Annotated in this window: 11 protein-coding genes; 7 read left to right on the top strand and 4 right to left on the bottom strand. The window is 55.0% G+C overall.

Going from position 1 to position 12,691, the window contains the following annotated elements:
* The first annotated feature begins 28 nt into the window (after nt 1-28).
* Together fadR and OGV79_RS16560 are read left to right on the top strand one after the other, a co-directional pair.
* Nucleotides 29-748, top strand: a complete 720-nt coding sequence (gene fadR / locus OGV79_RS16565) for a fatty acid metabolism transcriptional regulator FadR (RefSeq protein ID WP_071258559.1) — start codon at nt 29-31, stop codon at nt 746-748.
* 45 nt (nt 749-793) lie between these two features.
* Nucleotides 794-1,099 (top strand): hypothetical protein, encoded by a 306-nt coding sequence (locus OGV79_RS16560; protein WP_286468728.1) that lies wholly within the window; start codon nt 794-796, stop codon nt 1,097-1,099.
* A 160-nt stretch (nt 1,100-1,259) separates the two neighbouring features.
* Here OGV79_RS16560 and OGV79_RS16555 read toward each other — a convergent pair whose 3' ends face one another.
* The gene (locus OGV79_RS16555; RefSeq protein WP_024130273.1) at nt 1,260-2,792 is read right to left on the bottom strand and encodes a SpoVR family protein; all 1,533 of its coding nucleotides are present in this window, start codon (nt 2,790-2,792) and stop codon (nt 1,260-1,262) included.
* A gap of 322 nt (nt 2,793-3,114) precedes the next feature.
* Between OGV79_RS16555 and OGV79_RS16550 the strand changes: the two genes are divergently transcribed.
* Together OGV79_RS16550 and dadX are read left to right on the top strand one after the other, a co-directional pair.
* Nucleotides 3,115-4,413, top strand: coding sequence for a D-amino acid dehydrogenase (locus OGV79_RS16550; RefSeq protein ID WP_114847804.1), 1,299 nt, complete (start codon nt 3,115-3,117; stop codon nt 4,411-4,413).
* A 12-nt stretch (nt 4,414-4,425) separates the two neighbouring features.
* Entirely contained in the window at nt 4,426-5,496 is a 1,071-nt protein-coding gene (gene dadX / locus OGV79_RS16545) for a catabolic alanine racemase DadX (RefSeq protein WP_104868561.1), read from the top strand.
* A gap of 105 nt (nt 5,497-5,601) precedes the next feature.
* Here the strand turns inward: dadX and OGV79_RS16540 are convergent, their stop codons facing one another.
* Both OGV79_RS16540 and ldcA read right to left on the bottom strand, forming a co-directional pair.
* Nucleotides 5,602-7,335 carry a potassium/proton antiporter gene (locus OGV79_RS16540; RefSeq protein ID WP_047463283.1) on the bottom strand — a complete coding sequence of 578 codons (1,734 nt, stop codon included), beginning with the start codon at nt 7,333-7,335 and terminating at the stop codon, nt 5,602-5,604.
* A 96-nt stretch (nt 7,336-7,431) separates the two neighbouring features.
* Nucleotides 7,432-8,346, bottom strand: coding sequence for a muramoyltetrapeptide carboxypeptidase (ldcA, locus tag OGV79_RS16535; protein ID WP_047463286.1), 915 nt, complete (start codon nt 8,344-8,346; stop codon nt 7,432-7,434).
* Nucleotides 8,347-8,446: 100 nt separating this feature from the next.
* On the opposite strand from ldcA, the gene emtA reads away from it, so the two are divergent.
* Nucleotides 8,447-9,058 (top strand): membrane-bound lytic murein transglycosylase EmtA, encoded by a 612-nt coding sequence (gene emtA / locus OGV79_RS16530; protein ID WP_012132090.1) that lies wholly within the window; start codon nt 8,447-8,449, stop codon nt 9,056-9,058.
* A 12-nt stretch (nt 9,059-9,070) separates the two neighbouring features.
* Here emtA and ycgR read toward each other — a convergent pair whose 3' ends face one another.
* Nucleotides 9,071-9,805, bottom strand: coding sequence for a flagellar brake protein YcgR (gene ycgR / locus OGV79_RS16525; RefSeq protein WP_286468727.1), 735 nt, complete (start codon nt 9,803-9,805; stop codon nt 9,071-9,073).
* A gap of 203 nt (nt 9,806-10,008) precedes the next feature.
* Between ycgR and OGV79_RS16520 the strand changes: the two genes are divergently transcribed.
* Nucleotides 10,009-10,263, top strand: a complete 255-nt coding sequence (locus OGV79_RS16520; protein WP_012132092.1) for a GlsB/YeaQ/YmgE family stress response membrane protein — start codon at nt 10,009-10,011, stop codon at nt 10,261-10,263.
* A gap of 276 nt (nt 10,264-10,539) precedes the next feature.
* A complete protein-coding gene (locus OGV79_RS16515) occupies nt 10,540-12,654 on the top strand; it encodes a TonB-dependent siderophore receptor (protein ID WP_200073681.1) in 2,115 nt (704 codons plus the stop codon).
* Nucleotides 12,655-12,691: the final 37 nt, after the last annotated feature.

Here is a 12,691-nt window from a genome sequence, read left to right as displayed (position 1 = left end):
TGTTTTGCTGTGTAATGGAAATCTCACTATGGTCATTAAGGCGCAGAGCCCGGCGGGTTTCGCGGAAGAGTACATCATTGAAAGTATCTGGAATAACCGCTTCCCACCTGGCACTATTTTGCCTGCCGAACGTGAACTCTCCGAACTTATCGGAGTGACGCGCACCACGTTACGCGAAGTATTGCAGCGCCTGGCGCGAGACGGCTGGTTGACGATTCAACACGGCAAACCGACAAAGGTGAACAATTTTTGGGAAACGTCCGGGCTGAATATTCTTGAAACGCTCGCGCGTCTTGATCATGAAAGCGTGCCGCAACTGATTGATAATCTGCTGTCGGTGCGAACCAATATCTCCACGATTTTTATCCGCACCGCGTTTCGTCAGCATCCTGATAAAGCGCAGGAAGTGCTGGCGACGGCGAATGAAGTGGCCGACCACGCCGATGCGTTCGCGGAGCTGGATTACAACATTTTCCGCGGTCTGGCGTTTGCCTCCGGTAATCCGATTTACGGTCTGATCCTGAACGGGATGAAAGGGCTGTATACCCGCATTGGCCGTCACTATTTCGCCAACCCGGAAGCCCGGAGCCTGGCGCTCGGTTTCTACCATAAGCTGTCATCGCTTTGCGAGCAGGGCGCGCATGACCAGGTGTACGAAACGGTACGCCGTTACGGTCATGATAGCGGTGAGATTTGGCATCGTATGCAGAAGAATTTGCCCGGCGATTTGGCCATTCAGGGCCGCTAATCGTTATACGCCGGATGGCGCTCCGCTTATCCGGCCTGCGATGGTGTGCTGATTGTTTGCGCCGGATGGCGCTTTGCTTATCCGGCCTACGGTGATGTGCTGATTGTTTGTGCCGGATGGCGCTTCGCTTATCCGGCCTACGGTGATGTGCTGTTTGTTTGCGCCGGATGGCGCTTTGCTTATCCGGTCTACGGTGATGTGCTGTTTGTTTGCGCCGGATGGCGCTTTGCTTATCCGGCCTACGGCGGTTGTGCTGTTTGTTTGCGCAGGATGGCGCTTCGCTTATCCGGCCTACGGTGGTGTGCTGTTTGTTTGTACCGGATGGCGCTCCGCTTATCCGGCCTACGGTGATGTGCTGTTTGTTCGCGCCGGATGGCGCTTCGCTTATCCGGCCTACGGCTACGGTGATGTGCTGATTGTTTGCGCCGGATGGCGCTTTGCTTATCCGGCCTACGGCGGTGTGCTGTTTGTAGGCCGGATAAGGTGTTTACACCGCCATCCGGCAATTAAACTACAGGCTGTTCATTCTCGGCGGGCACCGCTCCAGCAGTTCAACGCTGCCATCCTCATTCTGCTGCTCCAGCATGACATCAAACCCCCACAGGCGATGCACATGTTTCAGCACCTCTTTACGTCCCTTGTCCAGCGGTGCGCGGTTGTGAGGAATATAGCGTAGCGTCAAAGAGCGATCGCCGCGTAAATCCACATTCCAGATCTGAATATTCGGCTCCAGATTGCTCAGGTTGTACTGTGACGAAAGCCGATTGCGGATCTCGCGATAACCTTCCTCATTGTGAATGGCCGAAATTTCCAGATAATTGTGCCGGTCGTCGTCCAGCACGGTAAAGAAACGGAAATCACGCATCACTTTCGGCGACAGGAACTGGCTGATAAAGCTCTCGTCTTTAAAATCACGCATCGCGAAATGCAGGGTTTCCAGCCAGTCTGAACCGGCGATATCCGGGAACCAGTATTTGTCTTCTTCCGTTGGCGACTGGCAAATGCGTTTGATGTCCTGGAACATCGCGAAGCCAAGCGCATAAGGGTTAATTCCGCTATACCACGGGCTGTTGTACGGCGGCTGGAACACCACATTGGTGTGGCTGTGTAAAAACTCCAGCATAAAGCGCTCGGTCACTTTACCTTCATCGTAAAGATGATTCAGGATGGTGTAGTGCCAGAACGTCGCCCAGCCTTCGTTCATCACCTGCGTCTGTTTTTGTGGATAGAAATACTGGCTGACCTTGCGCACGATGCGCAAGATCTCGCGCTGCCATGACTCCAGCAACGGCGCGTTCTTTTCCATAAAGTAGAGCAGGTTTTCCTGCGGTTCAGACGGGTAACGCCGCGTTTCGGCGACGGCTTTCTCTTCCTCTTTCTTCGGCAGAGTACGCCACAGCATATTCACCTGGCTTTGCAGATACTCTTCGCGACTTTTCTGCCGGGCTTTCTCCTCCTGCAACGAAATTTTTTGCGGGCGTTTGTAGCGATCGACGCCATAGTTCATCAGCGCATGGCAGGAATCCAGCAGCTTTTCAACTTCGTCCACGCCATAGCGTTCTTCGCATTCGGTAATGTAATTACGGGCAAAGATCAGGTAATCGACAATCGAACTGGCGTCGGTCCAGCTGCGAAACAGGTAGTTATTCTTGAAGAAAGAGTTATGCCCATAGCACGCGTGCGCCATCACCAGCGCCTGCATAGTAATGGTGTTCTCTTCCATCAGATAAGCGATACACGGGTTGGAGTTAATGACGATTTCATAGGCCAGCCCTTGCTGACCGTGCTTATACAGGCGTTCGGTTTCAATGAATTTTTTGCCAAACGACCAGTGAGGATAGTTGATCGGCATCCCGACGCTGGAGTAGGCATCCATCATCTGCTCAGAGGTGATCACCTCGATTTGGTGCGGATAGGTATCCAGTTTGTAGAGTTTCGCGACGCGGTCAATCTCCGCCAGATAGACATCCAGCAGATCAAACGTCCAGTCGGGTCCATCGCTCAAACGTGTGCTGTCCTTGTTCATGGAATCAATCGTAGCCATTCGCGCACCCTCATTGTTGGCGGCACTCTCTGTCTGGAGCACCTCATTTCAAGCATAGAACACCGTGTTAAAAAACGTGCTGATGAAGAAAATTTTTCTTTGCGATTTCGCAGCGCCGGCACGCCAGAAAATGGCATGGCTGCAATATTTTATGCTGGATAAAAATGACGCACAGCAGGAGATGCCAAAGCAGAGAGATCCCTGACAACAGAGGCAGATGTGAGGTGCGTCACCATAAAAAAGCCATATGTTGAATAATATTTTCAACTGAGTTATCAAGATGTAATTAGAAGATTGTTCTTTTACTGTTAACGGAGTGGCTATGCGAGTTGTCATACTGGGAAGTGGCGTCGTTGGCGTAACCAGCGCCTGGTATCTGTGTCAGGCTGGGCATGACGTCACCGTCATCGATCGTGAACCTGGCCCGGCGCTGGAAACCAGCGCGGCGAACGCCGGACAAATTTCTCCGGGCTATGCCGCGCCGTGGGCGGCGCCGGGTGTGCCGCTGAAGGCCATCAAGTGGATGTTCCAGCGCCATGCGCCGCTGGCTGTTCGCCTGGACGGGACGCAGTTTCAGTTGAAGTGGATGTGGCAAATGTTGCGTAACTGCGACACCCGCCATTACATGGAGAACAAAGGGCGCATGGTGCGTCTGGCGGAGTACAGCCGTGATTGCCTGAAAGCGCTGCGTGCCTCAACCGGCATTCAGTATGAAGGGCGTCAAGGCGGAACATTGCAGTTATTCCGTACCGCGCAACAGTATGAGAACGCCACCCGCGATATCGCCGTTCTGGAAGATGCTGGCGTACCGTATCAGCTACTGGAATCCAGCCGCCTGGCGGAGGTTGAACCTGCGCTGGCGGAAGTGGCGCACAAACTGACCGGCGGCCTGCGTTTGCCTAATGATGAAACCGGAGATTGCCAGCTGTTCACTCAGCGCCTGGCGCAGATGGCGGAACAGGCGGGCGTGACGTTTCGCTTCAACACGCCGGTGGAAAAACTGCTGTACGAAGGTGAACAAATTTACGGCGTGAAGTGCGGGGATGACATCATCAAAGCCGATGCTTACGTGATGGCGTTTGGCTCTTACTCGACGGCGATGCTCAAAGGGATCGTCGATATTCCGGTCTATCCGCTTAAAGGTTATTCGCTGACGATTCCGGTCGCACAGGACGATGGCGCGCCAGTTTCGACTATCCTTGATGAAACCTACAAAATTGCCATTACCCGTTTTGATAAGCGTATTCGCGTGGGGGGAATGGCGGAAATTGTTGGCTTTAACACTGAATTATTACAACCGCGTCGTGAAACGCTGGAGATGGTCGTACGCGATCTCTTCCCGCGCGGAGGGCATGTGGAACAAGCCACGTTCTGGACCGGGCTGCGGCCAATGACCCCGGATGGTACGCCGGTGATCGGACGGACGCGCTTCAAAAACCTGTGGCTGAACACCGGGCATGGGACGCTGGGCTGGACAATGGCCTGCGGTTCAGGGCAATTACTGAGCGATATTCTTTCAGGTCGTACACCTGCTATTCCTTATGACGACCTGAGCGTAGCGCGGTACAGCCCTGGCTTTACGCCGTCACGACCCCAGCATCTTCATGGCGCGCATAACTAATAAGGAAGCGAGATGACCCGCCCTATACTGGCCAGCCTTGACCTGCAGGCGATGAAACAAAATCTTGGCATTGTGCGCCAGGCCGCCCCGGACGCTCGCGTCTGGTCGGTGGTGAAAGCCAATGCCTACGGACATGGTATCGAGCGTATCTGGACGGCGTTGGGGGCGACCGACGGCTTTGCCATGCTCAATCTCGAAGAGGCGATTACACTGCGAGAGCGGGGATGGAAAGGGCCGATCTTAATGCTGGAAGGGTTCTTCCATGCCGACGAGCTGGCCATATATGACACATACCGTCTGACAACCTGCATACACAGCAACTGGCAGCTCAAAGTGTTGCAAAACGCGCGCCTGAACGCGCCGCTGGATGTTTATCTCAAAGTGAATAGCGGCATGAACCGGCTGGGTTTTTTACCCGAGCGGGTACAGACTGTCTGGCAGCAACTGCGGGCGCTGCCGAATGTGGGCGAAATGACGTTAATGTCGCATTTTGCCGATGCTGAGCACCCGGAAGGGATCGACCAGGCGATGACGAAAATCGCCCATGCGACGGAAGGGCTTGAATGCCGTCGCTCGCTGTCGAATTCAGCGGCTACGCTGTGGCATCCTGAAGCCCATTTCGACTGGGTGCGACCCGGAATTATTCTGTATGGCGCATCGCCGTCAGGGCAGTGGCGGGATATCGCCAATACCGGGCTGAAACCGGTTATGACCCTGAGTAGCCAGATTATTGGCGTACAGACGCTGAAAGCGGGCGATCGGGTCGGATATGGCGGACGCTATACCACTACCCAGGAGCAGCGCATCGGGATTGTGGCGGTGGGCTACGCGGATGGTTATCCCCGTCATGCGCCAAACGGCACGCCAGTGCTGGTGGACGGTGTGCGTACCGGAACGGTTGGCACCGTGTCGATGGATATGCTGGCGGTGGATCTGACGCCGTGTCCGCAGGCGGGTATCGGTACGTCTGTGGAACTGTGGGGGAAAGAGATCAAGATTGATGATGTCGCCTCTGCGGCGGGAACGGTGGGGTATGAACTGATGTGCGCGCTGGCGCCGCGTGTTCCGGTTGTGACGGCGTAACTTTTTTGTGGTGCCGTAGGATGGCGCCAGTGCTTATCCGGCCTACAGAAGACAGAGTGTAGGCCGGATAAGGCGTGTCAACGCCGCCATCCGGCAGCGTTTCCATTATTCCATTTCATCCCCCGCGACGCGAACCCCGACCTTACGCACGGCGTTGTCTTCTTTCTCTGCGACCGTCCAGATCATGCCGGCAAACTCCACCTGGTCGCCCACAACCGGCGCAGCGCCCAGCAACTGCTGCACGATTTCCCCCAGCGTCTGCTGTTTATCGCGATATTCCGTTCCCTCGTCCAGACCGTAAATCAGGGCGACGTCAGCAAATTTCGCATTGGCTTCGAGAATAAAATCGCCGAAAAAACGCTGATCCAGCGCGACCGGCGGCGACTGGCTGAACAGTTTGCCCAGCGCCGGAAGGTCGCGCTCACGTCCGATAACGCACAGAACGTCGCCTTCGCGTAAACGGGTGCTTCCGGTCGGATGGAACAGCACGTTGTCGCGGAACAGGGCGGCGATGCGGGTCTCCTGCGGCATGTGCAGATCGCGCAGCGCGGCGCCGACGCACCACTTATCTTCACTCAACTGGTAGACAAACTGCTCCCAGGGGTTTTCCGGGTGAATATCCAGCCCGATACGCGAAACCGGCCAGCCGACGGGAGGCACCACCACTTTGGCTTTTTTGGCCGCCCAGGTCAGGGACGTTCCCTGGAACAGCAGCGATATCAGCACCACAAAGAATGCGACATTAAAAAACAGTCGGGCATTCTCCAGCCCAGCCATCATCGGGAAAACCGCCAGGATAATGGGTACGGCGCCACGCAGCCCCACCCAACTGATGAAGATCCGCTCACGCAGATTAAAGCCCCGAAACGGCAGCAGGCCCGCGAAAACGGAGAGCGGGCGAGCCACCAGAATCATCCAGACCGACAGCACCAGCGCCGGAACGGCGATAGGCAGCAGATCGGATGGCGTAACGAGCAGTCCCAGCACGAGGAACATGGCGATTTGCGCCAGCCAGGCCAGGCCGTCAAAGTTTTGCAGGATGCCAAACCGGTTGCGGATAGGGCGGTTGCCCAGCAGGAATCCACACAGGTAAACGGCCAGAATGCCGCTGCCTTCCAGCGCGGTGGTTACGGCGAAAACGAGAATTCCCCCGCTCAGCGCCAGCAGCGGATATAACCCGGTGGGCAAGGCAATCCGGTTAATCATTTGCTGAAGCAGATATCCGCCGCCTAACCCCAGCATGATCCCCAGTCCAAACTGCTGGATGATATCGAGCACGAAGAGCCAGCTCAGGCCGGTCTCATGTTTCTGAATCATCTCTATCAGCGTGATGGTCAGGAAAACCGCCATCGGGTCGTTACTCCCGGATTCGATTTCCAGCGTCGAACCGACGCGTTCGTTAAGCCCTTTACCACCCAGCAGAGAAAAAACAGCAGCCGCATCCGTTGAACCGACAATGGCGCCAATCAGCAGCCCTTCGATGAGATTCAAATGAAAGAGCCAGGCGGCCATCATGCCGGTGAGACCGGAGGTAATCAGTACCCCTACCGTCGCGAGCGAGAGCGCCGGGCCCAGGGCGACGCGAAAGGAGCTGGCCTGGGTACGCATCCCGCCATCCAGCAGAATAATTGCCAGCGCGAGGTTACTCACCATGTACGCGAAAGGATAATTATCAAACGGGATACCGCCAACGCCATCAACACCCGCGAGCATGCCAATCGCGAGAAAGATAACCAGAATAGGGATGCCAAGACGAGATGAGAATGAACTTAATAAGATACTACAGGTTACGAGGACTGAACCTAAAATGAAAAGACTAATAATGGCTGCGGCATCCAACGTTATGTTACTCCTGAATTACGCTGTTTCTAATAATAAACCCTAACATAATAACGACAGAAACAGCGTTTTACTTAGCCCAGGCGACGGCTTTTTTTATGATTTGAGGACAGGATGGCCGGAGAGTGTGAGTTGGCTGCCATTTTCGCCATTTTTTAGCACCGCGTGGGCGCCGAGCGGCAGCGTAACGGTGCGTTGCTCATGACCAAAATCCAGACCGGTCACGACGGGGATGGAGATACGGGAACGCAGAAACGCGTAAACCGCGTCAAGATCGTAACCGGCATCGTAATCATTCGGCGCGCTACCGCTGAAACTGCCCAATATCAGCGCGTTCTGCCGGGACAGAATCCCCGCGTGATACAGTTGCAGGAGCATTCGCTCAACGCGGAAAGGATGCTCGTTAATATCCTCCAGCACCAGTACGCCATTTTCAATGGCGGGCATCCACGGGGTGCCGATAAGGGAGACCAGCATGGCCAGATTGCCGCCCCACAGCGTGCCTTCCGTTTCACATGTCGGGCCGTTACCTTGCCACTCCACCGTGAACTGCGCGTTGCACAAGGCCCGCCAGAAATGGCGCTCGGTGAAGGTGTTCATCTCCTCCGCGCCGAAATTCGCCGCCAGCATGGGGCCGCTAAACGTTATCACCTTGCCCAGCGCCAGCAGGGCGGACTGAATCACCGTAAAATCGCTGTGGCCGCAGATCAGCAGCGGGTTCGCCTGTTGCCGTGCGATGAGCGCCTGCCAGTCAATGCTCTCCAGCAGACGACTGGCGCCGTAACCGCCGCGAACCGGCATCACAATGGTATCGGGCGTCGTCAGGCGGGCGAGGCCGTTAACATCCGCCAGACGCTCGGCGTCTGAACCGGCAAAACGCTGGTCACGGCGGCCAATGACGGCGGCGTTATCCACCTGGTGGCCAGATTCGATCAGCCGTTGTACGCCGCGTAAAGCCGCTTGCTGATTGATGCAGTAACCCGATGGGGCGATTAAGTGAAACAGGGACATGGCAATTCCTTGCTGACATCTAAAACCAAATGTATATCATGCCGATTGAGCATGTCGTTGTCACTCGCAGCGGCGAATTCCGGCTATAAGGATAGATGACGTGAAATTGAGATGGTTTGCTTTTTTGGTTGTATTGCTGGCGGGCTGTAGTTCAAAGCAGGATTACAAGAATCCGCCCTGGAACGCCGAAGTCCCGGTTAAACGGGCAATGCAGTGGATGCCGATAAGTGAAAAAGCCGGGGAAGCCTGGGGCGTCAGCCCGCGTCTGATTACCGCGATCATCGCAATTGAATCGGGCGGTAATCCGACGGTGGTCAGTAAATCCGGGGCGGTTGGGTTAATGCAACTGAAGGCCTCGACGTCCGGGCGCGATGTTTATCGTCATATGGGCTGGAGCGGCGAACCGTCGACCAGCGAACTGAAAAACCCGGAGCGGAATATCTCGATGGGGACGGCGTACCTGAGTATTCTGGAACACGGGTCGCTGGCCGGTATTAACGATCCGCAGGTGATGCAGTACGCGCTGGTGGTCTCTTATGCCAATGGCGCGGGCGCGCTGCTGCGCACGTTCTCTTCCGATCGCAAAAAAGCGATTGAGAAAATCAACGATCTGAGTGCGGATGAGTTTTTCGAGCACGTTGCCAAAAATCATCCTGCGCCACAGGCGCCGCGTTATATCTGGAAACTCCAGCAAGCGCTGGATGCGATGTAACCCACACGGGGGTTATTCACGCACCTTATTGGATTTTTCCCGCGCTTCCCGTTCAAGAGAGAAAATAATCCGCTGTAATTCCCGCTCCACCGCCGGGCTGACGTTGAGAAAACGAAAGCTCAGGCGGGGAGTGGTAATCGTCTCATTTTTCCCGTCAATCACTCTGCGTTCGCTGATGGAAATAAGCTGGGCGTCAAAGTGGAAAACGCCCCATTGCCCCATGTTCAGCTCAAGTTGCGAAAAGCGCATGCCTTCGGTTAATCCGGCGGGTTTTGTCGCTTCCAGCAATGCGCCCATGCCGCCCAGCGAGAGATCGAACAAGCGAAAACGTAGCGTGTTGTCGTCCGGCATTTTCGCCTGACAGTAGTAGGGGGGATGCAAAGGCGCGGAAATACGGAAATACTCCCGGCGCTGAACGAACCACAGCTCGGGCGGCAGCGCGGTAATAAATGCCGGAAGCTGCTGGTATTCGCCACGGGTGAGCTGATCCAGCATGAACTCCACTTTCGCGCCCTGCGTTTCTGCGGTAATGGTTATCTGTCTGGCGCGCTGAACGGCGATGTTTTCATAGTCCTGGCTGCCGAAATCCATCACCAGTTTTTCCGCGTTAACGTCCAGAATCTTACTGATGAACTGCCCCCCGGCCCAGGAGATGCGTAGCGGCACCTGGCTCTTGTATAAATCTTTGAGTACGCCTAATACCGCCAACGGGTTTTGCTTCAGGAACTGCTCACTGTAGTGACTCACGCGTAATGACTCCTGGATGCCTGACAGATTATCGTTTGGTTATCGGCATGGCATGACGGAACTTAAGACAAATGGGTGAAATTTTTATCAACGCCAGCGCATAACGTTGCAGGATGAAAAGCACGACCGGTTGATTTGCCTATACTTAAGGGACTGGCGCAAGAACGTCTTGCGCATGCTTTCACTGGAAAGAGGGCCTGAATATGGGAATTATTGCCTGGATTATTTTTGGTCTGATTGCAGGTGTTATCGCTAAGCTGATTATGCCGGGTCGCGATGGCGGTGGTTTTATACTGACCTGTATTCTCGGTATCGTTGGTGCGGTTGTCGGCGGCTGGCTGGCAACCATGTTTGGTATCGGCGGCAGCATCAGCGGGTTCAATCTTCACAGTTTCCTGGTGGCCGTCGTCGGGGCGATTGTTGTGCTCGGCGTTTTTCGCCTTCTGCGGCGCAATTAAATGAACAGAGCGGATGTGGGGATGAGGGCGTAAATCGGCGACATGCTACCCTGGCATGTTTTCCGTTCACTTGATGCCCATTATCGCTCTGGCGCATTATCAGTCGTGAACGTGTCAGGGGAGGCGTCTTCCCGGCACGTTTACGGGGATTCAACAGACGTCAGAACAATCTGTATTCCTGAGCAACGCCTGGCCGGATTAACGGCGAAAGCTGGCTTGATTTGTGAATAAAAATGAGAATAATTGTCATTCCATTTCACATATAATAATTTGCTCATGAAAACAACTCATCGTTTCACATTACGCGCGCTCTCTGGATGTATCACCTTAGCCCTGACGGTCCCGTCTTATGCTGAAGAGGCAAAAGAGTCGACCATTGTGGTCACCGCCGCCGGGCAGGAGAGCCTTCTTCCGGCCTGGACCAACAGCGCCACCAAATCCGCCGTGCCGGAAAGCAAAACGCCGCAGGTGATCAACACCATCGACAGGCAGGAGATTGAGCAACGCCACGCCAACTCGGTGAATGAAATTCTGCGCTACGCGCCGGGCGTGTCAACGGAAGTTCGCGGTAATACCTCCTATATGAGCGAATATAAGATTCGCGGTTTTACGGTGGATCAGGAGTATTACAACGGCCTGCAACTGCCGTACAACGTGACCGGGAATACCAAAGCGCGTATTGATCCGCTGCTGATTGAAAGCGTGGATATTCTGAAAGGCCCGGCCTCGGTGCTGTACGGCAATGGCTCGCCGGGTGGACTGGTAAACATCCAGAGTAAAAAACCGCAGGCGGAACAGAAAACGGAAGTGGGCTTCAACACCGGCACCCGTAATCTGAAAGAGGGTTATCTGGATTCAACCGGGCAAATCAGCGACAGCGACTGGAACTACCGTTTACTCGGCAAAGCGACGGAAGGGGATGATCAACCGCATACCTCCCGCTATGAAAACTATCTGGTTGCCCCGTCCGTTACCTGGCAACCGGACAACAAAACGCGTCTGACGATTGATGCGCTGGCGCAGAATACACCGTCGCTGTCGCCTTCCAACCCGCTGCCCATTTCTTATCTGCGTTCAGAGTATGCGGGGCGCCGTGATTTTGCCGGAGATGAGTGGAGCGGCTTTAAGCAGCGTCAATGGATGCTGGGTTACAGCTTTGAACACCAGTTTGACAGCGGCTGGGGCTTCAATCAGAAAGCGCGCTACTTTGATGTGGATACCCACCAGCGCAGCGTCTACTCCACCGGAAATACGGGGAATCCGGTCTGGGAGTTGAACCGGTTTGCCTACACGACCGATGAAGATCTGAAAAGTTTTAACATCGACAACCAGGTTACGAAAACGGTAGTGTCAGGCGACTGGCAGCACCATCTGCTGGCAGGCTTCGATTACCAGAAGCTCGACAGCCATTACTTCTACCGCTATGCCAGCAGCACGCCGGGGATCGACATGCGCCACCCGAACTATCGTCAGATTCATACCGACGATTTAGGGCTGAGTACTGCGCAGAATAACCGTCTCTCTTATCAGCAGAATGGTTATTACCTTCAGGATCAGATTGCGTTTGGCGGCCTGAACCTGCTGGCGAGCGTGCGTTACGATGACTATCGCTCCACCACGACCGACTATCTGCAAAACGGCGATAAAACCTGGATTTCACAGGATCGTGTCACCAAACGTTTCGGTGCGTTATACGCGTTTGAAAATGGGATCTCTCCATTTATCAGCTATTCCGAAGGCTTTAAGCCGATCTCGCCGCAAGGGACTCTGACCTCGAAAGAGGTGAAGCCGACCACCAGCAAGCAGGTTGAGGGCGGGGTGAAATACCTGCTGGCGGAATACGCGACCACCTTTACCGCATCGGTGTTTAATATCCGCCAGAAAAATGTGCTTTCCGCCACGCCGACCTGGGATTACCGTCAGACCGGCGAGATTGAGTCAAAAGGGGCCGAACTGTCGATTGTCAGCCGTCCGGCGGATAACGTCACGCTGATCGCCAACTATGCCTATACCCATGCGATCAACACGGAAGATGAAACGTATGAAGGTAAACGTCCGACCCAGGTGCCGGAAAACGCGTTTAACCTGTGGGGCGATTACACCTTTGATAATACGCCGCTGCGCGGGCTGAACGTTGGCGCGGGCGTCCGTTATACCGGGCCGATGGAGATCTCGCCAGCTAACGACAAAGGCAAACTCGGCGGCACGACGCAGTATGATATGGCCGTCTCTTACCGTCTGGGAGAGGCGATCCCATCGTTGAGCGGGGTGACGCTGAAGGCCAGCGCGCAGAATATTACCAACAAAGAGACGTTTAGCTGTTACGACGACAACAACTGCTGGATTGGTCGCGACCGCACCGTTCAGGTTGGCGCCAGCTACAGCTTCTGATAGCAACCCGGCCTGCAATTGCGCAGGCCGGGTTCGT

Origin of the sequence: Citrobacter sp. CK185, assembly GCF_030333565.1 — a bacterium.
GTDB lineage: Bacteria > Pseudomonadota > Gammaproteobacteria > Enterobacterales > Enterobacteriaceae > Citrobacter_B > Citrobacter_B koseri.
The sequence above is the reverse complement of the archived record's forward strand: the minus strand, read 5'-3'. Positions and strand labels throughout refer to the sequence as shown.